At 47.7% G+C, this 23817-nt stretch carries 22 protein-coding genes; 16 read left to right on the forward strand and 6 right to left on the reverse strand.

What is annotated here, in order from left to right; genetic code table 11:
* Positions 1-238 precede the first annotated feature (238 nt).
* Genes HH682_RS01435 through HH682_RS01445 form a run of 3 tightly spaced genes read left to right on the forward strand, consistent with a single transcriptional unit; the run spans position 239 to position 2639 of the window.
* Positions 239-904 (forward strand): metal ABC transporter ATP-binding protein, encoded by a 666-nt coding sequence (locus tag HH682_RS01435; protein WP_214235555.1) that lies wholly within the window; start codon positions 239-241, stop codon positions 902-904.
* On the forward strand, positions 904-1770 hold the full coding sequence (locus HH682_RS01440; RefSeq protein WP_214235557.1) for a metal ABC transporter permease: 867 nt from the start codon (positions 904-906) through the stop codon (positions 1768-1770). Before HH682_RS01435 ends, HH682_RS01440 begins: the two co-directional genes overlap by 1 nt.
* Entirely contained in the window at positions 1767-2639 is an 873-nt protein-coding gene (locus tag HH682_RS01445; protein WP_214235559.1) for a metal ABC transporter substrate-binding protein, read from the forward strand. The genes HH682_RS01440 and HH682_RS01445 overlap by 4 nt, the downstream gene beginning before the upstream one ends.
* Positions 2640-2648: 9 nt before the next feature.
* Here HH682_RS01445 and budC read toward each other — a convergent pair whose 3' ends face one another.
* Entirely contained in the window at positions 2649-3407 is a 759-nt protein-coding gene (budC, locus tag HH682_RS01450) for a meso-2,3-butanediol dehydrogenase (protein ID WP_214235561.1), read from the reverse strand.
* Between the two features lie 176 nt (positions 3408-3583).
* On the opposite strand from budC, the gene gloA reads away from it, so the two are divergent.
* The 8 genes from gloA (at position 3584) to HH682_RS01490 (ending at position 11001) form a co-directional block, all read left to right on the forward strand.
* Complete coding sequence (gloA, locus tag HH682_RS01455) at positions 3584-4111, forward strand: lactoylglutathione lyase (protein WP_214235562.1); 528 nt, start codon at positions 3584-3586, stop codon at positions 4109-4111.
* Positions 4112-4137: 26 nt separating this feature from the next.
* Positions 4138-5604 carry an aldehyde dehydrogenase gene (gene aldA, locus HH682_RS01460; protein ID WP_214235564.1) on the forward strand — a complete coding sequence of 489 codons (1467 nt, stop codon included), beginning with the start codon at positions 4138-4140 and terminating at the stop codon, positions 5602-5604.
* 54 nt (positions 5605-5658) lie between these two features.
* Entirely contained in the window at positions 5659-6555 is an 897-nt protein-coding gene (locus tag HH682_RS01465) for an AEC family transporter (RefSeq protein WP_214235566.1), read from the forward strand.
* A gap of 17 nt (positions 6556-6572) precedes the next feature.
* On the forward strand, positions 6573-7448 hold the full coding sequence (locus HH682_RS01470; RefSeq protein WP_214235568.1) for a LysR family transcriptional regulator: 876 nt from the start codon (positions 6573-6575) through the stop codon (positions 7446-7448).
* Between the two features lie 98 nt (positions 7449-7546).
* Positions 7547-7990, forward strand: a complete 444-nt coding sequence (locus tag HH682_RS01475; protein WP_214235570.1) for a DUF2231 domain-containing protein — start codon at positions 7547-7549, stop codon at positions 7988-7990.
* On the forward strand, positions 7987-9291 hold the full coding sequence (locus HH682_RS01480; RefSeq protein WP_214235572.1) for a PQQ-dependent sugar dehydrogenase: 1305 nt from the start codon (positions 7987-7989) through the stop codon (positions 9289-9291). Before HH682_RS01475 ends, HH682_RS01480 begins: the two co-directional genes overlap by 4 nt.
* Positions 9292-9359: 68 nt before the next feature.
* A complete protein-coding gene (glsB, locus tag HH682_RS01485; protein WP_214235574.1) occupies positions 9360-10283 on the forward strand; it encodes a glutaminase B in 924 nt (307 codons plus the stop codon).
* An 82-nt stretch (positions 10284-10365) separates the two neighbouring features.
* Positions 10366-11001: a carbonic anhydrase gene (locus HH682_RS01490; protein ID WP_214235575.1), complete on the forward strand. Its 636-nt coding sequence runs from the start codon at positions 10366-10368 to the stop codon at positions 10999-11001.
* Between the two features lie 44 nt (positions 11002-11045).
* Here the strand turns inward: HH682_RS01490 and HH682_RS01495 are convergent, their stop codons facing one another.
* From HH682_RS01495 to HH682_RS01505, 3 genes are read right to left on the reverse strand one after another with little or no spacing between them, the layout of a single operon-like run.
* Positions 11046-11669, reverse strand: a complete 624-nt coding sequence (locus tag HH682_RS01495; RefSeq protein WP_214235577.1) for an alpha/beta hydrolase — start codon at positions 11667-11669, stop codon at positions 11046-11048.
* 13 nt (positions 11670-11682) lie between these two features.
* Positions 11683-13314 (reverse strand): multidrug ABC transporter permease/ATP-binding protein, encoded by a 1632-nt coding sequence (locus HH682_RS01500; RefSeq protein ID WP_214235578.1) that lies wholly within the window; start codon positions 13312-13314, stop codon positions 11683-11685.
* 48 nt (positions 13315-13362) lie between these two features.
* On the reverse strand, positions 13363-15603 hold the full coding sequence (locus HH682_RS01505) for a TonB-dependent receptor (protein ID WP_214235580.1): 2241 nt from the start codon (positions 15601-15603) through the stop codon (positions 13363-13365).
* A gap of 111 nt (positions 15604-15714) precedes the next feature.
* Here HH682_RS01505 and HH682_RS01510 point away from each other — a divergent pair, with 111 nt between their 5' ends.
* Genes HH682_RS01510 through fhuB form a run of 4 tightly spaced genes read left to right on the forward strand, consistent with a single transcriptional unit; the run spans position 15715 to position 19923 of the window.
* On the forward strand, positions 15715-16356 hold the full coding sequence (locus HH682_RS01510; protein WP_214235582.1) for a hypothetical protein: 642 nt from the start codon (positions 15715-15717) through the stop codon (positions 16354-16356).
* Positions 16316-17116, forward strand: coding sequence for an ATP-binding cassette domain-containing protein (locus HH682_RS01515; RefSeq protein WP_214235583.1), 801 nt, complete (start codon positions 16316-16318; stop codon positions 17114-17116). Before HH682_RS01510 ends, HH682_RS01515 begins: the two co-directional genes overlap by 41 nt.
* Positions 17106-18005 carry an ABC transporter substrate-binding protein gene (locus HH682_RS01520; RefSeq protein WP_214235585.1) on the forward strand — a complete coding sequence of 300 codons (900 nt, stop codon included), beginning with the start codon at positions 17106-17108 and terminating at the stop codon, positions 18003-18005. The genes HH682_RS01515 and HH682_RS01520 overlap by 11 nt, the downstream gene beginning before the upstream one ends.
* Positions 17998-19923 carry a Fe(3+)-hydroxamate ABC transporter permease FhuB gene (gene fhuB, locus HH682_RS01525; protein ID WP_214235586.1) on the forward strand — a complete coding sequence of 642 codons (1926 nt, stop codon included), beginning with the start codon at positions 17998-18000 and terminating at the stop codon, positions 19921-19923. The genes HH682_RS01520 and fhuB overlap by 8 nt, the downstream gene beginning before the upstream one ends.
* Before the next feature lie 40 nt (positions 19924-19963).
* Here the strand turns inward: fhuB and HH682_RS01530 are convergent, their stop codons facing one another.
* Positions 19964-21313: a carbohydrate porin gene (locus HH682_RS01530; RefSeq protein ID WP_214235588.1), complete on the reverse strand. Its 1350-nt coding sequence runs from the start codon at positions 21311-21313 to the stop codon at positions 19964-19966.
* A 287-nt stretch (positions 21314-21600) separates the two neighbouring features.
* Between HH682_RS01530 and HH682_RS01535 the strand changes: the two genes are divergently transcribed.
* Positions 21601-22353: a hypothetical protein gene (locus tag HH682_RS01535; protein ID WP_214235590.1), complete on the forward strand. Its 753-nt coding sequence runs from the start codon at positions 21601-21603 to the stop codon at positions 22351-22353.
* Between the two features lie 304 nt (positions 22354-22657).
* Here the strand turns inward: HH682_RS01535 and HH682_RS01540 are convergent, their stop codons facing one another.
* Complete coding sequence (locus tag HH682_RS01540; RefSeq protein ID WP_214236022.1) at positions 22658-23464, reverse strand: DUF1460 domain-containing protein; 807 nt, start codon at positions 23462-23464, stop codon at positions 22658-22660.
* Positions 23465-23817: the final 353 nt, after the last annotated feature.

Below are 23817 nucleotides of genomic sequence, written 5' to 3' on the forward strand. Positions count from 1 at the left end.
AATGAACAGTAACGCTGGCCATGAGAAAACCTCAAAGCGATGATTATACATCAATTCAACTAATTGGATACATCACCAGATAAACGGGTATAGCCATATAAAAACGCCTCTTAATTTAAATTCCATTAGTTATTATATGGGATAAGAGGATACAATCGACACACTTTCTTACACTCGCCGCCACGCAATGCCGATCAATTAATGTAATGTTATATTATTACATCTATTGAGTACGATAATGATCCACTTCACAAAACTTTATGCAGGCTATTCCGGTCAGCGCATTACACCTGCTATCGACGGCTCTCTTCCGGTGGGTAGTCTGACCGCACTCACCGGTGACAATGGCTGTGGAAAATCTACCCTCCTTAAGACACTCGCCGGCTTACTGCCTGTGTGCGCGGGACACTACCATTGTGACTCAACCAATATAGCGTTATTGCCTCAGCATCAAAGCCTCGATCGAACTTTTCCGCTTAGCGTCAAGGATATTGTCAACATGGGCGGTTGGTCACAGCGTACCTGGTCTGGACGATTACAGCTGAAGGTTAAAATACGTATTCAAGAAGCTATGGACCTTACCGGCATCAGTGAGCTGGCGAATACCCCACTCGCCTACCTTTCCGGCGGACAACTCCAACGCGCTTTATTCGCCAGAATGTGGGTGCAAGATAGCGATGTCTGGTTATTAGATGAGCCTTTTACCGGTGTGGATGAATCAACGATTACGCGTCTAATGACCCTAGTGGGTCAAGCGAGTGAGCAAGGTAAAACTATTGTGATGGTATTACACGATGAGCAATTAGTCCGGCGCTACTTTACTCGTCAGCTTGTGCTTACCCCCCAGTCAGCGCAGTGGGTCATCCCGATTGATCATATTCCTTCGCCATGCAGAGTCAGTTAATGAATCCATTACAGCCCTTTATCGAATTCGATTTTATGCGCCACGCGCTCTTAAGCTGTGTTTGTCTATCACTCAGTGCCACGCCTTTGGGTGTCATACTCTCCTTACGTCGATTATCGCTCGCGGGTGATGCGCTCTCCCATGCCGTGCTACCCGGTGCCGCTGTCGGCTATTTATTTTGTGGCATGTCAACACTGGCGATGGGGTTGGGCGGGTTACTCGCCGGGCTACTGGTCGCGCTGCTATCGGGGCTGATCAGCCGCACCACCTTACTCAAGGAAGATGCGAGTTTCTCTGGACTGTATATGGGGGCATTAGCATTGGGAATCACCTTGATTTCAATTAAAGGATCCGGGATGGACCTGTTAAATATCCTCTTTGGTTCATTACTCGCCGTCAGCCATCAAGCGTTATTATTCACTGCAGCAATATCACTCTGCTCGCTGGTCGTGCTCACCATTATTTATCGGCCACTGGTTATAGATACCTTTGATAGTGATTTTTTACGGGTACGTCATAAAGGGCTGGCCGCTACGTTGCATGCTCTCTTTCTCTTTTTAGTGGTGTTAAACCTGGTGTCCGGCTTTCAAATTCTGGGAACCTTAATGTCGGTGGGACTGATGATGGTACCGGCAATCAGCGCCCGTTTCTGGGCTAAGCGCTTACTGCCGACGATACTTATCGCCGTGATGATTGCCCTCTTATCATCACTCATTGGCTTACTTCTTTCATGGTATAGCGCGCTTCCTGCTGGGCCTGCCGTGGTGCTGTGCAGCGCAATCATCTTTCTATTTTCATGCTTTGCTGGCCGAGCCAACGGGGGCCTAGCGAATTTTTTACGTTATCGTTCAGGAGCACAACAATGAAACTCTCAGTACTGACCACGACTTTATTTCTTATGAGCCCACTTTCCTTTGCTGCCCCTTTGAAAGTCGTCACCAGTTTCACGATATTGGGTGATATGGCACAACGTATCGGTGGCCAAGATGTCGAGGTGAAAAGCCTAGTCGGTCCCAATGGCGATCCGCATAGTTTTGAGCCGACCGCACAAGACAGCCGTTCATTAGCCCAGGCACAAGTAGTGATCGTGAATGGTCTGGGGTTAGAGGGATGGATGAATCGTTTAGTGACAGCCTCTGGATATAACGGAAAATTAACCGTGGCCTCGCAAGGTATCGTGCGTGACAAGATGGAAGAGGATGGGAAAAGCGTCGTCGATCCTCATGCCTGGAACAGTCTGGTCAATGGGGAAATTTATGCGCGGAATATTATGCAAGCGCTTAAAAACGCTGATCCATCACATGCCCAAGACTATGCTCAACGCGGAGCTGACTATATTCAACAAATGGAGAAACTCGATAGTTGGGCGATCGAGCAGTACCAGACAATACCCGCGTCCAAACGTTTTGTCCTAACCAGTCATGATGCGTTTGGCTACTATGGCAAGCGTTACGGTGTCACTTTTAATGCTCCGCTTGGTTTATCGACCGAATCGGAAGCCTCTGCTCAGCAAGTAGGATCCTTGATTCGAGAACTCAAACAGCGGCATATTACTCACTATTTTACTGAGAACCAGACCGACCCAAGGTTGGTCAAACAAATTGCTCAAGCCAGTGGTGCGACGCCGGGGGGAGAACTCTATCCGGAGGCCCTTTCGACTCAAAAAGGGCCCGCGGCGAGTTACTTGGTTGCTTTTCGTTATAACACCCAGCAGTTACTTTCGAGTATGCGCTAGCGATTAGGCTTAGCGAGGTTGACCGTTTGAAGCGTGAATGCCGCCATCGACGGGTAAATTGACTCCGGTGATGTAACTGGCTTGATCACTGGCTAAAAACAGTACCGCATGCGCGATGTCCTCGGATTGACCGGGGCGTTGTAAAGGTGTGCGGTCCTTAAATTTATCTAACGCTTTACTGTCTGAGGTGATCCCTGAGGTCATTTCGGTTTCAGTCATTCCGGGACAGACCGCATTGACTCTGACGCCATGCTGCCCATAATCCATCGCCAATGAGCGAGTAAAGTTACTGATCGCCCCTTTCGACGCATTATAAAAACTCATTCCCCAATCGCCACCGAGTCCAGATACAGAAGAAATATTAACGATATTCCCCTTCTGCTTGAGAATACCGGGCACAAAAGCGCGTACCATGTAAAACACGCCATTCAAATTAGTGCCCATCTGTTTATCCCAATCTTCAACTGACAGTTCGTGGGCGAGTCCTTGCACTACCACACCTGCATTATTGACCAGAATATCTACACTTCCCCACTTTTGCTCGACGTGTGCCGCTAATGCGGTGACAGCATGAGGATCGGCAACATCTGTGGGAGCCACTAATATCTGTTCAGCAGGAAGATCTGCAGCGACTTTTTTCAGTTTATCCTCAGTTCTGCCAACCAGCACAACCTTAGCGCCCTCGTTCACAAACGCCTTAGCTATTGCTGCACCCATACCAGAACCTGCACCGGTTACCACCACGACTTTATGAGTAAAACGAGACATTGTGCGATCCTTATTCGAGAAATTAGAAAAAAGTGTGGCACATAATGCATGAAACGCAATTTCTAGTATTTCACTAAAAATGAAATACTTTTCTCAATAACTGTCACTTTCGTAAAATGAGATCCTGACCTAAGCTTCAAATTAATAGATTTCACCGGCTTTATTGAGGAGTCATCATGGCTTTAGCAACATTGTTAGAAAAGTTCTCTTACGACCGTACGCAAAGTGCCGACTCAGCCGGTTACCAGTTTAACCACACCATGCTGAGAGTTAAAAAACTGCAGGAATCGGTCGATTTCTACTGTAACGTGCTAGGTTTTGTACCCGTTTACGAGCAAGTGAATGACGATGCAGCTTTTACCATCGTTTATTTAATCCGAGCGCCTCTCTCTGCCATTCCGGATGAAGACGAAACACGTAAAGAGTGGGTGCTCAGCCAAACGGGTGTTTTGGAGCTAACCTATAATCACGGGACAGAAAATAAGCCTGACTTCCACTATCACAATGGTAACGACGAGCCACAAGGTTTCGGCCACCTTTGCGTCTCGGTTCCCGATGTGCGTGCAGCCTGCGAGCGCTTCGAAGCACTCAATGTCCCTTTCCAAAAGCGACTCAGTGATGGGCGTATGAAACACATTGCCTTTATCAAAGATCCTGATGGGTATTGGATTGAAATCCTACAACCGACTCCACTTGATGCGTAATGTTGACGGACTCTTAAGGAAAAACCATGTCACCCGATTTTAAAAAATTACTACCAGAACATGCTGGCCATTTTATCAACAATGCTTGGTTAGCGTGTCAAACCACCGACGACGTGCTCAACCCTGCAACCGGAGAAACTATTGCTCAGGTTGCCATGGGCAGTAAAGCAGATGCCGACAAAGCGATAAGTGCAGCAAAAAATGCGCAAAAACAGTGGGCCGCAGTGCCACAGCCGCAACGTGCTGACTATTTACACGCCTTTGCTCAGCAAATCGAGAAGCATAAAAAAGCGTTAGCTGCCCTGCTGACCACTGAACAGGGTAAGCCATTGAGCGAGTCCATCGGCGAGGTGGAGATGGCGGTAACGATGATACGCTACTACGCGGGATTCGGTTGGAAACGGACTGGCCATGTCATTGCTTCAAATCATCCACAACAACAAGCTATCACTAAAGAAGCCCCTCTGGGTGTTGTGGCAGCCATTATTCCATGGAATTTCCCCTTAGCGATTTTCGCGCGTAAAACTGCCCCAGCGTTAATTGCGGGTAATACCATTGTGGTTAAACCCAGCGAGAATACCCCACTCTGCTCTTTGGCATTAGCTACGCTAAGTAAAGCGGCAGGCATTCCTGATGGCGTGATTAACGTGCTGTGTGGTGAAGGCAGCAAAGTGGGTGATGCACTAGTGAGGCACCCTGATGTACAACTTGTAACGATGACAGGTTCTACGCGTGCCGGGAAAATTATCGCTAAGAATGCAGCCGAAAAAGTGATCCCCGTTTCGTTAGAGCTTGGGGGCAAGGCGCCGTTTATCGTACTGGCTGATGCAGATATCGAAAAAGCAGCGCAGGATGCGATTGATGCACGTATGGCTAACTGTGGGCAAGTGTGTATCTGTAACGAACGAACCTATGTGCAGCGTGATGTCTATGACAAATTCATGCAAGCACTGAAAAAAGCAGCAGATAAAGTGGTCGTCGGTGATCCAATGGCGTCCAAAACCACCATGGGCCCGAAAATCTCTGCGGCAGAAAAATCGCACGTCGACGAGTTGCTGGCCAAAAGCCAAAAAGAAGGTGGTACTATCTTCTGGCAAGGCAAAGTGCCTAGCGATGAGAAATTTAAAGGCGGTAACTGGGTTGCACCGACGATCATTACCGATCTTCCGGCTAATGCCACTATCCTCAAAGAAGAAGCCTTTGGCCCTATTCTTCCAGTAGTGGTGTTTGACACCATTGATGAGGTGATCGCGCTAGCAAATGATTGTGAGTATGGGTTGAGTTCTTACCTTTATACCCGTGATCTGCACGCTGCGATGCAAATCAGTGATGCGTTAGAATACGGTGAAGTCTATATCAATCGCTATGGACCAGAAGAGGTTAATGGTTTCCATGCTGGATGGAAATTATCAGGGATTGGCGGCGATGACGGCGAACATGGCTATCAGCTTTATGTGAAACAGAAAACAGTCTACCTGAATTATAAATCTTAAGCTGTCTACCGGTGCTTCGGCACCGGTTTTCTTTTCCCACGCTCGGTCTCTACGATGAATCCTTTATTAATTATTTGTCTGCTGCTTGGTATAGCGGCACGCCGTTATCTAACCTTTCCTGACCAATTAGTCCCGTCGATAAACTGGTGGCTGATCACCGTCGCATTGCCTTGTCTTATTTTAACCTTAATCCCACACACCACCCTTAATCGAGAATCTTTAGTGCCCATTGCTGGCATGTGGTGTGTTTTTCTTGGTGCTTTAGGTATCGCGGTGGTCTTGGGGCGTCTCTTTTCTTGGACACGTGAGGTCATCGGTGTCGTTGCACTGGTGGCAGGTATCGGCAATACCTCCTTTATGGGCTATCCCATTGTACAAAGCTATTATGGTGCAGCGGGATTACAAATTGCAGTGATCGCTGACCAAGTTGGCAGCTTTATTATCTTGTCCACTCTTGGGGTTGTTGTAATGGCCCTCTGTTCAGGCCAGACACCTACATTTAAGATGATTGTTCAAAAGGTGCTGACCTTTCCGCCTTTTATCGCACTGTGTATCAGTCTTGCCATCAAACCCTTCAATGGTCTACCGACCTTTCTGGAAGTGCCACTTAGCCAAATCGGGGCAACATTGACACCCTTGGCACTGTTTTGTGTCGGACTGCAAATTGCGTTACGCCCGCCTCGCGGAGCGATTTCACCGCTAATTACGGGTGTAGTGTGGAAATTAATCGCAGCACCACTGGTGGTGTGGGCCATGGTCGTGGTAAGTAGAGCCACTGCGCTGACTCAGCAAGTTACCGTGATTGAAGGGGCTATGGCACCAATGATTGCGGCGGCAATCATGGCACAACGTGCGGGTTTACAGCCGGCATTGGCGAATGCGATTCAAGGATATGCTATTTTACTCTCTTTCATTACGATACCGATTTGGCACATACTATTGTCACTGTAGGTATTCGGAGGGTTGATATGTTGCTGAAACTGCCACAATTACGTATTTTCTGTGCATTGGTCGAAACCGGTAGCGTGGTGCAAGCAGCAAAGAAAATGCATTGCGTCCCTTCTAATATTTCAACGCGGATTCGTGAATTGGAAGAAAGTCTCAGTGTGGCGCTGGTTAATCGTGATAAACAACGTTTAACGCTAACACCTGAGGGACGTGCCTTCTATCCGCAAGCACAACAGTTACTTAAACAGAGTGAAGAGTGCCTGCACTTCTTCAAACCTGAATCCTTGCAAGGCCATCTGCGCATAGGCGCCTTGGATGTTGCACTCAATAGCCGTTTGCAGCAGATAATGATTGGATTTATGCAACGGCACCCTGACGTGACAGTGTCACTCTCTAGCCACTCTTCGTTACCACTGATGGACAGCTTACTGGCGGGTGAAGTAGACATGGTGTTGGTGGATGGACCGGTTGAACACCCAGTATTGGGGAGCCGACTGTTTGGGCCGGAGAGTTTAAGTTTGGTCACGCACTGTGCGACGATGGAAGCCTTTATTGAGCAAGTCTCACAGCTCACCTTGTATACCTTTGGTGAACACTGTTTCTACCACGTAGTTATCGAAGATTGGCTTGCTGCACAACAATTGGAATCACGCCAACAGTGCGATATTGAGTCTTATTCGCTGATCTTAGGTGCTATTCGACAACAATTGGGTTTTACCGTGATGCCGCAAAGTTTCATTGAGAATAATGACGAAGTGAAAGGACTTTATTGTTACCCTCTCACCACGGCCTCTTCCTGTGATATTTATTTAGTCTGGCATCGTTACTCAGCCTCACCGGTTGAGAAAGCGTTTCTGTCGGTGGTCAACGAGGTAGTCCCCCCGCTACAAGGTTAATTTACTGTGGGAATATTTAAATATTTGTTAAATTAGCTGTTAATTTGTAGATTTTTAGCCATGCTCAATAGACTGTCTTCAACGTTTAGGAGCGTGCTATGCCTTCTGTGACTCACCCTCGTTCACCTTCAAGGGTGGCGATGTTCTTGTTTAATTTACTCGATCCCGCCGCATATGGTGCCTTTGTCGCAGGCTTCTGCTTTGACATCATCTACTTTATGACCCAAGAGATCTTCTGGGTCAAAGAAGCAAGTTGGCTTAACTTTTTTGGTCTGCTCTTTGCGGTAATTCCTCGGCTTATCAATCTTTACCAAGTGTGGATCTCGCGTTCAGTACAAAGGCTGTTAGCTGCTCGTCGTAGTTTTTGGCTGAATGCCTTAGCGATTGTTGCGGCGATTTTCAATGCGTTCGTCCATAGCCGTGATGCTTGGGGAGTCATGCCCACAGGCCTCATTCTCTCTGGGGTTACTGTTGTGTTACTCGTGCTGGCTGTAGTAAATCAAGCGCTTAGCATTCCTCTCCATCAGGAGGACGTATTATGATAAATCGTAAACTTAGTTGTTTTTTATTCTGTTCACTGTTAGTGGGATGCGATAACAGTGAATCGACGACTGTTGCCGAACAGATTGGCCCTCATCCTAAGCTCGACCGACCTAGTGCCTTTCTGTTACCCCCGATCAGTGTGCCGTCAAAAACTGATTGGGCGCAAGGCCAAACGCCCCATCCAGCATCCGGCTTAAAGATAGAGAGTATTGCCCAAGGCTTAGCCCATCCACGAATGGTGTACCAGCTGCCCAATAACGATATTTTGGTCGCTGAATCTAATGCACCAGGCAGCGAAGCAATCACTACCCCCAAACAGTTGATCTCAGGATTAGTGAAAAAAGATTCAGGGAAAGGTGGTAAAGGGGGGAATCGACTGACTCTGCTGCGTCAAGATGCTCAAGGCCATTGGCAAAAATACCCTTTTATCCAGAACCTTAACTCGCCCTTTGGTATCGTACTTATTGGTCAATCGCTTTATATTGCGGATGCGGACGCTCTCTTGGTATTCCCCTACCAGCGCGGGGATCTACAATTATCTTCCAATAGCGGAAAGCGCCTAGCTGACCTCCCTTCTACCATTAACCACCACTGGACCAAGTCGTTAACCGCCTCGCCGGATGGCAAGCACCTCTACGTCGGGGTAGGTTCCAACAGCAATATTACCGAAAATGGGTTAGAAGCCGAATATCGACGAGCCGCCATCCTTGAAATTGATCCACAGAGTAGTGCTAGCCGGATCTATGCCAGTGGCCTGCGTAATCCAACTGGTGTAGCCTTTGATCCCGACACGAAGAAATTATGGACAATCGTCAATGAACGCGATGAGATCGGTGCAAACTTAGTCCCTGATTATCTTACTCAAGTGAAAGAAGGTGCCTTTTATGGCTGGCCTTATAGCTACTATGGTCAGCATGTTGACCCTAGAGTTCAGCCCCCTGCACCCGATAAAGTCGCGAGCGCAGTGGTACCGGATTATGCATTAAGTTCACATGTTGCCCCGCTAGGAATTCAGTTTGCACAAGGGAGTCGACTGCCCGGCTTTTCTCCCCATGGTGTGTTTATTAGCGAGCATGGCAGCTGGAACCGTAAACCGCTGAATGGCTATCGTGTCAGTTATGTGGAATTTTCACAGGGTAGACCGGTAAGTCAACCAAAAACCGTGGTGGACGGTTTTGTCTCTGAGGATCAGAAAACGATTTATGGGGCACCGGTTGGTTTAACCCTTGATAATCAAGGCGCATTAATCATTGCCGATGATGTCGGAAATCAAGTGTGGCGAGTGAGTGCCGCACCATGATTTAAACTTGCAATTACTGGGTGAGCATCGCATCATGCTCACCTTTTTACTAGTGCTAGGAGCGAGCAGTGCCGCGTTTAGATAATGCTTTTCTTGAATCAATCCTTGACGAGGTACGTCCATTATTGGCGCGAGGTCAAGTCGCATCTTATATCCCTGCGCTCGCCCAAGTTCCTGCAGACCAATTAGGGGTCGCAGTCTGTACCCATGATGGACAACTTTTGACCGCAGGTGATGCATCCCAGCGTTTCTCCATCCAATCCATTTCCAAAGTTCTCTCTTTAACGGTGGCGATGACCCGTTATTCTGAGCAAGACCTCTGGCAACGAGTGGGTAAAGATCCTTCAGGTCAACCGTTCAATTCTTTAGTTCAGCTAGAAATGGAACAAGGAATCCCGCGTAACCCCTTTATTAATGCAGGTGCGTTGGTGGTCTGTGATATGTTGCAAAGCCGCTTATCGGCCCCGCGTCAGCAGATGTTAACCCTCGTTCGTCGATTGAGTGGCGTCGAGGATATCCATTACGATCGGCAAGTGGCCAGCTCTGAACTTGCCCATTCTGCCCGTAACGCCGCCATCGCTTGGCTGATGAAATCATTCGATAATTTCAATAACGATGTGAACACGGTACTGGAAAATTATTTTCACTATTGTGCATTGTCGATGAGCTGTGAGGAATTGGCCCGCTGTTTCCGTTACTTGATTTCACCCGAATTATGTAAGGTTTTGTTTAGACAGGAACTTAATCATCGACAAGTGAGTCATATCAATGCCCTAATGATGACAAGCGGTATGTATAATGCTGCGGGTGAATTTGCCTGGCGAGTGGGATTACCTGCAAAATCAGGAGTCGGTGGCGGAATTGTTGCCATCGTGCCAGGAAAAATGAGTATTGCCGTGTGGTCGCCAGCACTAGACCAGTTTGGTAATTCATTAGCCGGTACGGCGGTGTTAGAACATATCTCTGACCGATTGGCTTTTTCTGTTTTTTAACACAGACTTTTGTGGTTAAGCATGTGAAACCTTCACAAAAGGTTTCGTTTTTCCTTAATACCTGCACCTATGTGGAATAAGTATGAAAACAATTATTGATGGCTTCTTGAATTTCCAGAAAGACATTTACCCTGAAAGAGAAGAACTTTTTCGTAGTCTTGCTTCAAGTCAGAAACCGAAAGCGCTTTTCATCTCCTGTTCTGATAGCCGCTTGGTCCCTGAATTAGTCACGCAACAGGAACCTGGGCAGTTATTTGTTATCCGTAACGCCGGTAATATTGTCCCTTCTTTTGGTCCAGAACCTGGTGGAGTATCAGCCACCATTGAATACGCTGTCATGGCGCTAGGGGTGACGGATATCATTATTTGTGGCCACTCTAATTGTGGAGCGATGTCTGCTATTGCTAGCTGCGCCTGTTTAGATTCGATGCCTGCCGTCGGCCATTGGTTACGTTACGCCGATGCGGCGAAAGCGGTCGTAGAAAAACAAGAGTATGCGTCTCCTGAAGACAAACTGAACGCAATGGTGCGTGAAAACGTTATTGCTCAGCTGAACAATATCAAAACCCACCCCTCTGTCGCGGTTGCACTGCGTAATAAAAGAATCAACCTTCACGGTTGGGTCTATGATATCGAAAGTGGCCAAATTCATGCGTTGGACCAACAAGGTGAACACTTCGTGAGCCTTGCGGACAATCCAGAGACCTTCTTCGAATAATTTTACGCCCCAAGTCTAATGATGACGACTTGGGGCGATAATATTTACTCTTCGTCTTCTTCGTCTTCCCAACCGAATCGTTCGATCAAGAATTGTGTGGCAGCCTCAACACCGGCGGCAGAGATGGTGTGCACCAATTCAGGTTCAATCATGACTTGGCATGGAATACCCAATTGGTTCAGCGTGGCTTGAGCCGTGAGTGTCTCTTGCGCGGGAACCACTTCATCTGCCTCGCCATGGATTAATAAAACTTCTGCCGCAGTGGTAGCAGCCTTGGTCGGTGCTTCAATCAAGCGACCGGAGAAGCCGACGACACCGATAACGTTAAAGTGGCGGCGAAGTAAGAGATCGAGTGCTATCATGGTCCCTTGTGAGAAACCCACTAATACAATCTGATCGTGGGCCGCATCAATGTCATGCTGTTGGAGAAGCGTGCTGAGGACAGCGTCAATGGCTTCGCGAGCATAGGTTAAACGCTGTTTAATATTTTGCGGTGTGATATCTGCAAAACTAAACCATTGATAGCCCATTCCCGCTTCACAAGGTTCAGGTGCGTTCGGTGATGCGTAGCGTAAACCAGGCAATGCGCCTGCCCAGAACTCCCCCAACCCTTTTAAATCGTTACCATCACTTCCATAACCATGTAACAAAATAACTAACTTTTTCATTAAAATACCTTAATTAAGATTGCGAGATCACTGCGCGGGCAGCTTGGCGACTCTCTTCAGCACTCAGTAAACGCAGGTGCCCTTGTTGCATTTCATATACCCGATCCGCGACATCAAAATAGTCGTCATCGTGACTAATAATTAGTAGGGTTTTCCCGAGTTGTTTTAGCCAAGGGAGTAATTCACGATAAAAATAGCGCCTAAACTGCGGATCTTGCTCAGCGGCCCACTCATCAAGAAATAGGATATCGCGTTTCTCGGCCATGGCAAGGAGCAGCGCGACGCGTTTGCTTTGGCCTGCCGACAGTGACAACGTGCTAAGCTGATGATGATTAATCGTGATCGTATTGTCGAGTTGTAAGCGTGCCAACCATTCTGTGGCTAATTCATGGTCCGCTTCGCTTGGCTCAAGGAATACGGTGTCGAATAGATAGGGTTTAGTGAACACCACCGAAAAGAGCGACATTAAGCCTTTAGAGGAAACCGATTGGTCGTCGCAATAGGCGCGGCCTTGCGCCATGGGATAAAGGCCTGTGAGCAATAGACTTAACGTCGATTTCCCTGAGCCATTGGCACCGATGATAAATATCGTCTCGCCGCGAGTGACTGTCATTGATAAAGGGCCGACTTGAAAACCCTTTTCCGGATACTGCCAGGTGATTGCCTCCCAGCGCAGTTGTTGCCAGTTATCGTTAACGTTAGCTGTCTCAGTATCGTCGTCTTGTAGCGGTGTATTCGGTAGTAGCTCGTTGATTTTTTTAAAGGCGAGCTCACCCGACAATAAGGTTGGATAGGCACCAATCGCCTGCAATAACGGTGTGCGTAAAAAGAGAATGGTCAACGAGAAGGAGGTCGCTACCGTCATCGATATCCAACCCTGAGTTTCGGCGAGTAAAAAGATCACGCCAATTAAGCCGAGCATCATGATGTTAGACCAGTTAATGGCGGAAAGATGGTAACTATCTGCCTTGACGATATTTTGCTTATAGCCTAACGCAGCGGTTTGGTAATGGGTTTCATAGAAATGTCTAGCCCGCGCAGGGTTTAATGCCAGCTCCTTTCGACCTTGGATCACCACTTGAAACGAGGATTGAAGATCGCTTTCATAGTCTCTGACTTGAGCAATATGCTGGTAAACCTTGCTCACCATCTTATAGCCAAGGGTAAAGGTGGCTATCAACCAAGCAATGGTAATCAGCAACACGGGTACAGAAAGGTAGCCAAGATATCCTATCGCCACAAGGGAAAGTAATATGCCTTGGATGAGTTCCGGGAGCCTGACAAAGGCTAGCGTAATATTACGAATATCAGGTCCTAATAACGCCAGCAATTCCCCTTCGCCTTTGGCCTCAAGGGTTGCAATGGGTGTATTCATCATTTGCCAAACCATCGCCGAGCGTTTACGCCAAATAAATTGATGGCCAAGTGTGGTGAGGCTCCATTGCGCCCCTAAGGTCGTCGCGAGTAATAGGATTAGTAAGCCCAGCATTTTACTGATGCCAAGTGCGAGAGAGTGTTCGCCGAGTAGCCCATGGTTTATCCAAGAAATTATCGCGATCCCTAATCCAGCACTGAGCAAATTAAGTAGGATAATGGCGATAAAGGCCAGCGTATGTTGGCGAAGAATAGTTTTAAGCAGTTGCATAATTAATTTCAATCAGCTCTCGGGAGGCACCTCCCGAGAGCTGATACCTTAAAAATCGAGACTCATAGACAGTTTATAGTTACGGGGATCACCTTGTGTCAGGTAGCCATTGTTGGTGCCGACCGTCTCCCAGTATTTCTCATTAGTGACGTTTTCCACGCCAGCACGCCAAGTTATTGCGCTGACCATTGCAGAGTGGATCGGCATTTGATACTGCACACCCACATCAAGACGTGTCCAACTTGGGAGTCGCAGTGTATTCAAACTGTTTACGTATTGACGGCTGGTATGCAGTAAATTCGCTTGTGCCATTAACCCTTCAACCTGCGGTATATCCCACTCGGTTCCCAATGTCCATTGGTTACGAGGTACACCGACCGCATCTTTACCTTCGTAACTGGCCCAACGGTTATTTTCATAACCATTGGCGTTAGACATTTTAGGACGTAACCAGGTGGATCCGGCATTAATACGCCAACCCAAGACTGGCTCACCAAACACATTCACCTCGACGCCTTGGTTGCATTGTTCACCGGCAAGACGGTAAACATTGTCACTGCCGGTTAAGCCGACCTGACGGCGCATGTCAAATAAGGCAATATTCCCCCCGTAACGGCCCTTCTCAACTTTGATACCGACCTCGTTTTGGCGAGTACGGCCTAATCCCACAATATAGCCGGAGTTGAGTGTCGTGGTTGGTGCAGTCCCTGACGCTTGTAATCCTTCGATATGGTTAGCATACAGCGATAACCAATCAGTGGCTTTAAAGACAACCCCGTAAACCGGTGACCATCGATGGGCTTTAAGCGCCGCATTGTTATCTTCGACACCTTCATAACTATAATTTTTCACGTCGATATGTTGGTATCGTGCACCCGCCGTCACCTGCACACGATCCTGCCAAAAGCCTAACGTATCGGAAAACGCGACACCATTATTGATATTCTTATTACGAATATGCGGGTTAGCCAAATTCCCCCCCGTGAAAGCTGTCGATGGAGAAGCCTGGGGAGTTGGATGATAGATGCTGCCAAAATCCTGTGCTGTAGACATTGTATAGGCACTGGCGCTGCGATTATAAATGCCGGAGTAGTTCATATTCAGTTGATGACTCACGGGACCCGTATCAACCTTACCGCGTAGACCTGCCATACCGCTGGTCGTGTCTGATTTAAAGTGAGTAGTCAGACGGGTAACCGTTGAACGACCACTCATGTCGCTGACTAGCGGTGCGCCACTTGCAGACCACTCGTTATTATGGCTACTACCAATCGCACTATAGAGCACCCACTGATCATTAAGAAGATAATCATTTTTTATCATCACATAACGACTTTCTAGGTCGGCATAGTTCCAAGCAGAACTGTAATTGGTACGATTACTGGGGACGCTTGGAACACTGGGCAGAGTAATAACGTTATTCAGCGTATCGAGGCTGATACCGACGCGGCCATGATGAATAGTTGACTTCACATATCCCATGTCTAGTGAGCTTTCAAGCTTATCGCCATGGTAGTCCAATCCTAAGAAAGCCCCGGTGGTACGGTCGCGTTCTTTGTGAATTTCGGTTTCACCTTCACGATGCACCACGTTGGCTCTCACTCCAAATTGGTCGTTATCGCCAAAACGCCGTCCGATATCGGTGCTTACTCCTGTTTGGCCTCGGCCTGTGTAGTCGACGCTAACGCGTTGTGTCGGCACTGAGTCAGCGCGTTTAGGCTCGATATTAACATTACCGCCGACTCCACTGCCTGCGGCGGGAACACCATTTAAGAAGGCGCTGGAACCTTTGATCACTTCTACGCGTTCGACTGCTTCAAGAGGTAAAATTTGACGAGGTAAAATACCATAGAGTCCACCCAGTGCAATGTCGTCGGCCGCTAGGTCGAATCCACGGATACGGAAGCCTTGTGAAAAGTTGCCGTAGCCTTTGACATTCTGCACTGAGGCATCATTTTTCATTACATCCGCGAGATTTCTCGCTTGCTGATGTTCAATTAATTTTGAGGTGTAGCCGATAACGTTGAACGGAACATCCAGCGCTTTTTGCTCACCTAACGCCCCCAGTCGCCCACCGTTAGCAATATTACCCTCGAGAAAAGCCGGAATAAGGTGCTGGCCGTTAGCATTATCTGTGGTCGCGGGTTTTGCCGTTACGACTAAGGTCTCAGGAGATGTCGCCGCACTCGCTATATTGGCGAATGGGAAGAGACTCAACGAAATGGCATGAGCTAACAATTTTTTACGGTGTGATTGTCCCATGGAAGGCATAAAGAGTACAATAATCATAAGGTTATAATTATTTTTTATAATAGGGGTTAACGAAATTCGGACAATACTAATGCAAATATCTCTCATTTGCATTAGTATTGTCCGAATTCCTGTTGTGCGAGAGAAAAAATGTCTAAAGCAGTTTCTACAGCGATGGCATTACCTTCTGTCTTTCCCTTAGCCATCCTGCGCTCTTCCGAAAGTTTTCAATCCTTATTCCCTGCAGAATGGACCTCATACCGTTTGACACAGCAATTAGCTTGGCTAACAAAATGGTCTCAATGGTTTTTTGCTGGCACGTTACTGCCGTGGGGAGAACGACTTCTTATAAAACAACTAGCCTATCCTTTATGGCAATGGTTTGGGCGTTTATCTGTTAATGACCGAGGATTTCCCGAGCCTATATCGGTCACACACTTCTCCCTCGCGGCGCAAAACAAGGTAGCCCTGCAGCAAGCTATCTCACAGTTAATGGATCGATTTATTTCTCTGGTATGCTCGACCTTATCGGACGTAGCTGGTCACCCATTACAAACCTTTGTTAATGCAACGCACTTGAGTAAAGGTGAACAAAATTGCCTTCATCACCCTATCACTGCTCTTGACCAAGCGGAGAAGCCCGCGATAATGCAACGACGGCATTGCTGTGTGCGCATTCATTTAGATAACGAGTTAGGTATCTCTTGCCCACTTGACCGTTGCCCATCCTCTAAAAACTACGGGAAAGATTGTGAACAATGTAAGACATTTCGCGTCCGCGCCGCTATTTGAACTTCGTAATGTTGCGGTACAGATCGCGGGCCGACATATTTTGCAGCCTGTTACCCACACATTTACGCCTGGCCGTGTAACCGGACTCATTGGCCACAATGGGTCCGGTAAGTCGACGCTCCTTAAGTTGTTAAGCCGTCAAAACCCGTATCATACCGGGCAAATCCTCTGGCAGCAGCGACCGGTTTCACAATGGCCGTCACGCGAATTCGCTCGTCATGTGGCGTATTTACCGCAACAATTACCGCCTGCGGAAGGTATGACGGTGAAAGAATTAGTGACTTTAGGGCGCTTCGCTTGGCACGGTGCGTTAAAGCGAGTGAGTCCTGAAGATCTGGCATCGGTTGATGAAGCGATTCGCAGTGTCGATCTTGAATGGGCTCGCGATCACCTTGTGGAACAACTTTCCGGAGGGGAGCGCCAGCGGGCATGGCTTGCCATGTGTGTGGTACAAGCGTGTCACTGTCTGTTGTTGGATGAACCGACGTCGGCTTTGGACATTGCACACCAAAAAGAAGTCTTACAGGTTATCCATGACCTCTCTCGTACCCGTAATCTTACGGTGATAATGGTGTTGCACGATATCAATATGGCTGCCCGATTTTGTGATGAGTTTGTCGCCTTGCGTCAGGGCAAGACCGTGTTTAAAGGCGATGCGCAGGCATTGATGACCGCTGAACAGCTTTCCGCCATTTATCATGTCCCAATGGGTGTGACACATCCCGATCGCGATCTACCACCAATTAGCTATGTCAAATAACCCCTATTCACTTTCAAGACGGCGTTTACTGCAATATGGCGTAGGTGTCGGAATGGTCAGCCTTTTACCGTCGGTATGCTCGGCGACGCAACCCCAACCGCGTATCGCTGTATTAGATTGGACCGCTGTCGAGTTGGTTAATGCGTTAGGATTACACCCTATCGCTGTCACTGATATTCCCAATTATCGCCAATGGGTTGTGACACCGTCACTTCCTTCAGACACTCTAGAATTAGGACTGCGTAATGAGCCTAATCTTGAGCTATTAGCCCAACTTCGTCCTGATATCATGATCTTACCGCAATATTCGGCACTGCCGGAGGCTCTACTTCAACAATTTGGTGAGGTGATCCGTTATCCCTTTACTCTGCCTGGTAAAAAAATTCTAACGGTCGCACGTGAAAATTTACATCAACTTGCACAACGCTTGCACCGCGAAGCCCTTGGTCAACACATGATAAGTCAGTGGCAGGAAAAAATGACCGTCGCCCGCCAACAGTTAAGTTCTTGGCGGGGTAAACGTGTTCTGCTTTATAGTTTTTTAAGTCCACGCCAAGTATTGGTGATGTCGGCGAGTAGCTTATTTGGAGAAGTGTTGAGCTATTTAGATCTGCAGTGTGCGTGGCAAGGCAGTGCGAATATGTGGGGCAGCGCGGTAATCGGTGTAGAGCAACTTTTCCCGGTCGATACGGATATCGCCATTGAGTTTATGCATGGCGAACGTGGCGCAACCAGTGATGTCGAACAATCGGGACTGTGGCAGAAAATGCCCTTTATGCAACAACATAACCATTACCAAGTGGATGGGGCATGGATGTACGGTGGGCTTCACGCAGCATTGCGTTTTACTGACCAACTTCTTCATTTGTCAGGACAGTGGCATGACTAAATTTCGGGCGAGTCTCGCTATCACCCTGCTAGTTTTACTTACCGCCGTGATTATTGGGTGGAATATCCAGCATTTATCGGTGAGTACCGCGGGGCAACCCGGTATGACCTCATTGCTTTGGTCACAAAGTTATCTGCCACGAATATGCGTTGCGCTACTAGCCGGTGCCGCATTAGGCCTGTGTGGGATCTTGGCTCAACTGGTGTTAAAAAATCCCTTAGCAGAACCGGCGACGTTAGGGATTTCTTCCGGCGCGCAACTGGGCACCACCTTAGCGCTCTTTACCGGCGTCTCCACGTGGTTGAGTCAAGGCTTTGCTCTGGTGGGCGGATTTATCACTACCGCGATAATTTATGCCTTAAGTCGCCATCGAGGAATGTCACCGTTAACCCTCCTCTTGACCGGTATGGTCGTGGGGCTCTTTTGTTCCGCCTTACAAAATGGATTGGTGTTGTTCCATCATGAACAGATGCAGTCATTGTTTATCTGGAACAGTGGCAATTTAGCGCAGAACGACTGGTCAGTGGTGACACAATTATTACCTTTTTTACTGGCAATCACTGCGCTGACTTTTATCAGCGCCCGCGCCCTAGCCTTACTCAAACTGTCTGATGAGGTTGTCGATAGTCTGGGCGGCAATAGCCATCTTTATCGATTATATGCTTTGGGGATGATGGCTTTGCTTGCGACTTGGACGGTGAGCCAAGTAGGCTTAATCAGTTTTATTGGTCTTTTCGCCCCGCAGATCACTCGCCTTTTCCCTCGCCTATCCTTCAAAAAGAATTTGCTACTCGCAATGGCCTTCGGCGCGGGGCTATTACTATTTTGTGACCAGTTGGCACTGTTCGCAGAGGTGTTCAATTGGCAGGTCAGCGCCGGAAACATTACCGCTATTATCGGTATTCCGGTGATGTTACTCATCATCATTAAAGCACGTTTTCCGCACCCGCCTGCACTGCGTACCACTGCCTTCAATGCCCTAGCCCCTCCTCGGACAGTAAAAGGGTTACTGTTAGTAGCCATTATTGTCCTATTCTTTTTGGCTTTTACCCTCACCCAATCTCAGCATGGATGGCAAATCAGTTTTAGCGATCCTTTTAATCTACGCTGGCCAAGAACGGCGATGGCAATAGGATGTGGAGGGCTATTAGCCAGTGCTGGGGTCATCTTACAACGATTAACCAGTAATCCATTGGCTAGTCCGGAAGTTTTAGGGATCAATAGTGGCGCAGCCTGTGCGGTAGTGTTATTGCTCGTACTGGTGCCTTCTGCGAGTGGCATGTTACTGTTTCCCGTCGCGGCGTTGGGCGCAATGATAAGCTTGGGTATCATTATCCTGTTTGCCGTCAATGCCAGCGATCAAACCACTAAAATCCTGTTGGTGGGTACCGCGTTAAGCGCTTTTTCGCTAGCGCTGATCACACTTTTTTTAGCGTCAGGAGCACCTAACAGCAGTGTTATCATCAGCTGGTTATCAGGCTCAACTTGGGGGGCGACGAAAGAGAAAGCCTTAAGTGCAGTGATCGCCTTAGCGTTAAGTCTACCGGTTAGTCTACTTTTCACTCGTTGGTTAAGCTTACTGCCATTAGGAAGAACCGTGGCGTCATCACGCGGTTTATCGCTACGATGGAGTACAACGGTACTGATTGTTTGGTGTGCGGTGTTGAGCGCAGGGGCAACGCTATTGCTTGGCCCAATGAGCTTTGTAGGCCTTTTAGCACCTCAAGTTGCCCGCTATTTGGGAATTTATCGTTACGGTCATTCTCTTTATATCAGTGTGATCTGTGGAGCGTTATTAATGTTAGCGGCAGATTTTATCGGCAGGATGATCATCTGGCCCTTCCAAGTGCCCGCTGGCATTGTGGCGGTAATTTTAGGGGCTCCAGGTTTATTATGGTTGCTCTATCGAAAACGGTAATGGGTAAAAGCCAGCCCGGATTTAGGGCTAGCCCTCAAAATTAAAAAGTAACGCTGGTTTTTAAACCCATTACCCAAGCATCAAGGGTATCACTCACCGCCCCTGGGTTATGCCAATATTGCACGCTAGGTTGCAGTTGAAACCAAGGAGTCAGTTCGAAACGGTAGAACAGTTCTGCATTTGTGGCTGAACTCCCTGTCGGCCAGTATCCCGTTAACTCATTGAGATCAGTTGAGTTTTTTTTCTGTTGTTGATCTCTATTCGCCCAGCTTCCTACCTTAACGTAACTGACGCCCAGTCCAATCCAATCGTTAGGTCGCGCGTCGAACATGCCGCGATAGCGAGCAGAGACTGACCCCACCCAAGGCAAACGTATCGTGCGCTTATCACCTAGACCTAAGCTAGCTGACAGGCTCATGCCACGAAGTGGATCGTTGGTATGCTGTGTCACTTGTTGGTTAGCTGCCGCCCATAAATAATAAGAATTGTGGGTTTTGGCATAACCGTTTGGATCACTGGCACCCCAATACTGACTGGCTCCCCGAGCTAAGTGCGTTTGCTCAGCATTAGTCCAGCTTACCCCCAGTGTGTAGAGACCAGGCAGCTGATTCACGGTCGTTTTCCATTCAGCCTCGATAGGAAGAATAATGCCTTTGCTGTGTTGCGTAGAGACACTCCAGGCATGACCACGGTTCGCTGCTTGAGAATTTTGTTCCATCAGCGCAACCTTGATGGCGATTTCAGAGGTTGCTTTCCATTCTAAGCTGGTCCCCCAAGTATGGACATTCCAGTTATTCCACGTCATAGAATAGGCAGATTTCCCCCCGCACAAGGAAAGAATTTGGAAATCACAGGGAATCGCTTGGTCAAAAACTTGTACTTTATTCATAAGCCCTGCACGCCAAAAAAGGTCTCCCTCAAAAAAACTCCGTCCCGCGGTTAACCAGCCAAGGCGCGTGATCGATTGTCCTCCCCAGCTCTCTTGGGCTAAGTCTGTCATCGGCACGGACGTATCTTGAAGACGTTGCATAGCTAAGTTCTGATTATGATTACGATTCACGATATTGCCCTCAATAATGGCACCGGGGATCCGGATCAATGTTTCGAGGTTTTGCGTGAAAGTGAAAGCGAACTGATCGATGTAAGCGGTTTTACGGCGCGTATCGGCACCGCCATGTAAGTTAGTCGCGGTTTGCGATAAATAGGCTAGATTGAAATTCAAGCCCTCTTGCTTTAATCGAGGCCTTAAGCCAAGCATATCACCCAGTAACCCTTGTTCTGGAGGAGGTTCAAAACCCAGTGCGGTAGGGATAAAGGGAGCAGCGAAAAGTGGCGTTGAAACAGAAATACTGGCGACAAATAACCAACCATAAAGCGGCTTCGCATCCATGCAATTTCTCCAAGTCCATCATGGACTTTCTAAGGTAGATTTCGGGTTATTCCAACTCAGTGAATGTGGATAAGACTACCTTCTTTTATCGAAATGGCTTTGCCATGGCAACAAGTAATCAGCGATCTCTTTCGTACTTTTGATAAAGATCACCTTTAGATGATGAAAAGTTACTTAAGCTGCTATACCTCAGCCTTAAATCAGAAATTATAGCGGCAAGCTGGACACTGAAACTGCCGCGATCCTTCATGTTCTTAAGGAAAAATACAAATAAGGAGATACAGATTATGAATAAATTTATTACGGGCGGGTGGAGCCAGTCACTGTCTGGCAGACCCCTTAAAGAATTCGACGTCATGATGTATGGAATGGTGACAAACCTTGACGGGCTGACGACAGGGACGGCCGTCAGTCCGGGATGGAGTCCTGAAAAGCAGGATAAACCCAATAATACCCCCGATTTTGAAGGGAAGACGCTCTGGGTCTATGGCGGAGGCGGGTGCTCCCCTGAAGGAAAACCTTCAAATCAGGATGAAGTATTGCGGATAGCTGAAGCCACAAAAAGCCGGGGCTGGGATGGCGTAGATTTTGATGATGAATGCAATATGAACACCGGTCTTGTCATTGAAGCAATGAAGCAATTAAAACAACGCCAGAAAGAAACCAGCTTTGGTTTTATTGCCGGATATTCTTACAATCATCCGGCTGCAGATAACGGTAAAAAATTGAACGAAAAGGTTAAAAGTATCATCCAGTCGGGTCAGTGTGATCGCTTTATCCATTACTGCTATGCTGCAGCGATGTGGAGTAAAGAGGATATTACCGGCAACGTTATTCCTGCCCTGAAACGGACGTTAGCGCATGGAGCTGAAAACAAGAAATGTATCCTGGCCCTGACAACACGTGGACTGAATGAATGGAATTTAAATTATTTCATCGATCAGGTACTGGATTTTAATCTTGGAGGACTATTCATATGGAAGTATGAAGATTTAAAAGATGAATATTATAAAATAATCAAAGACAGACTGTGGAAATAAATAAAAGATATTCACATGATTCTAAAAATAACTGACCGCCCCGGCGGTCACCATAATTCAGAAAAAAAAGTAAACAGTTTCCACTATTCAATTTACACCCCTCAGCGACTTCTTGATGCTAGCATCACGGGCAGCTTCACTCATGCCAAAACAACGGGATCAGCCAGCGCATAGCCGGCAGTCATCACGTCATTTCACTCTAGTCCTAGTGGAGTTGTGTAGCATGCTGCTAACATCAGGCGAAGGGTCTTTATTTCTCTCTCTGTCTAGATTCTTTTCATAGAGCAGCTCCGGTAATGAACGCTCACTCAACTCGTAGTACGACAATGCCTGGTTTAGCGCGCATATATTCCAGAAACGGTGAATCCACCACTTTTCTGTTAGCAGCCAGCGAGGAGGCATTCCTGAACCATACCCGACCGTCGTGGCGAACCACGATACCCACATGCGAAACATCTAGTCCTTCAAGCGGAGAGTAGACGCCGACATAATCCCCTATTTTCAGATGGTCCAGCATTTGCTGACTAATGGCTTTTCCGGGAATGTAATTTATTCTCCGGGGATGGATGCCTAGACCCGGAATGTACTCCCCCCCACCAGGTTTGCGGTTAAGCTGTTTGTCCACTACGGCATAGTCAGGGCTGATATCCGCGGTGACGTCCCGGGCATTGCGTGGTGCGCTGGCAAACCAGTCGGAGAAGAAGTGCCGGCGGCTAAGGTAGTCAACGTTGCCGCCGGTGTAACGAACCTTCACTAAATTCTGCAGGAAGGATTTCTGGTCATGGCTATAGGTCAGGGCCTCAACGTAATCTATCAGGCTAATACAGTCCACACCGTTGAAATTCACGACAAGTGCTTCTGGGATACTGGGCCCGCCGATGAGCGTTTCAGCTTGGTAAGGCGTACCAAGGAAAGCAGATGACACGCGGCTAATGACTTCCCCGTGATATTTATCTGAAGAAGGGATGACGTCCGAGCGGATAATCTGGTTAACTTTTCCTGCCGTAACACTGTCCATGATTGTCTGATATTTTTCTGTCGCGGGTGCGGCACAGGCCGTCAGATACGTCGACATAAGTAAAACCGTCCATGTTTTCACTTTCATAATTATCTTCCTTAAAGGTACAGAGGGATTTTTAGCTTTAAGGAAGATGATTGTAATTGATACAAATACGCGCTATTTGTTGATTCCCAGTTGAACAATTAGCAACTGGATAATGAGAAATGTGAGGGATATCACGTGACCCGACACCCTTTCGTTTTTACAGGATTATTCTGTGATGCCTGAATACGAGTGGTTATCGGAAATTTCGGCGGTTCCAGCGAATCCACCTCTTTCAGGTGAACGAACATCCAAAGTCCAAAGGATACGTTACCCCATCGTGAAAGGAGGGAACCACAAGAATTTTGGGTAGTAATAGCGGTAAAACTGCGAACAAATCTGATTCCTTCAATGATAAGTCA

The organism is Rosenbergiella gaditana, from assembly GCF_018494065.1.
GTDB lineage: Bacteria > Pseudomonadota > Gammaproteobacteria > Enterobacterales > Enterobacteriaceae > Rosenbergiella > Rosenbergiella gaditana.

Coding starts and splice junctions, on each gene's coding strand:
- HH682_RS01440 (WP_214235557.1), top strand. CDS start 904: ATGAATCCATTACAGCCCTTTATCGAATTCGATTTTATGCGCCACGCG.
- HH682_RS01490 (WP_214235575.1), top strand. CDS start 10,366: ATGAAAACAATTATTGATGGCTTCTTGAATTTCCAGAAAGACATTTAC.
- HH682_RS01495 (WP_214235577.1), bottom strand. CDS start 11,669: ATGAAAAAGTTAGTTATTTTGTTACATGGTTATGGAAGTGATGGTAAC.
- HH682_RS01445 (WP_214235559.1), top strand. CDS start 1,767: ATGAAACTCTCAGTACTGACCACGACTTTATTTCTTATGAGCCCACTT.
- HH682_RS01510 (WP_214235582.1), top strand. CDS start 15,715: ATGTCTAAAGCAGTTTCTACAGCGATGGCATTACCTTCTGTCTTTCCC.
- HH682_RS01535 (WP_214235590.1), top strand. CDS start 21,601: ATGAATAAATTTATTACGGGCGGGTGGAGCCAGTCACTGTCTGGCAGA.
- HH682_RS01530 (WP_214235588.1), bottom strand. CDS start 21,313: ATGGATGCGAAGCCGCTTTATGGTTGGTTATTTGTCGCCAGTATTTCT.
- fhuB (WP_214235586.1), top strand. CDS start 17,998: ATGACTAAATTTCGGGCGAGTCTCGCTATCACCCTGCTAGTTTTACTT.
- aldA (WP_214235564.1), top strand. CDS start 4,138: ATGTCACCCGATTTTAAAAAATTACTACCAGAACATGCTGGCCATTTT.
- gloA (WP_214235562.1), top strand. CDS start 3,584: ATGGCTTTAGCAACATTGTTAGAAAAGTTCTCTTACGACCGTACGCAA.
- budC (WP_214235561.1), bottom strand. CDS start 3,407: ATGTCTCGTTTTACTCATAAAGTCGTGGTGGTAACCGGTGCAGGTTCT.
- HH682_RS01475 (WP_214235570.1), top strand. CDS start 7,547: ATGCCTTCTGTGACTCACCCTCGTTCACCTTCAAGGGTGGCGATGTTC.
- HH682_RS01500 (WP_214235578.1), bottom strand. CDS start 13,314: ATGCAACTGCTTAAAACTATTCTTCGCCAACATACGCTGGCCTTTATC.
- HH682_RS01435 (WP_214235555.1), top strand. CDS start 239: ATGATCCACTTCACAAAACTTTATGCAGGCTATTCCGGTCAGCGCATT.
- HH682_RS01520 (WP_214235585.1), top strand. CDS start 17,106: ATGTCAAATAACCCCTATTCACTTTCAAGACGGCGTTTACTGCAATAT.
- HH682_RS01470 (WP_214235568.1), top strand. CDS start 6,573: ATGTTGCTGAAACTGCCACAATTACGTATTTTCTGTGCATTGGTCGAA.
- HH682_RS01505 (WP_214235580.1), bottom strand. CDS start 15,603: ATGATTATTGTACTCTTTATGCCTTCCATGGGACAATCACACCGTAAA.
- HH682_RS01480 (WP_214235572.1), top strand. CDS start 7,987: ATGATAAATCGTAAACTTAGTTGTTTTTTATTCTGTTCACTGTTAGTG.
- HH682_RS01465 (WP_214235566.1), top strand. CDS start 5,659: ATGAATCCTTTATTAATTATTTGTCTGCTGCTTGGTATAGCGGCACGC.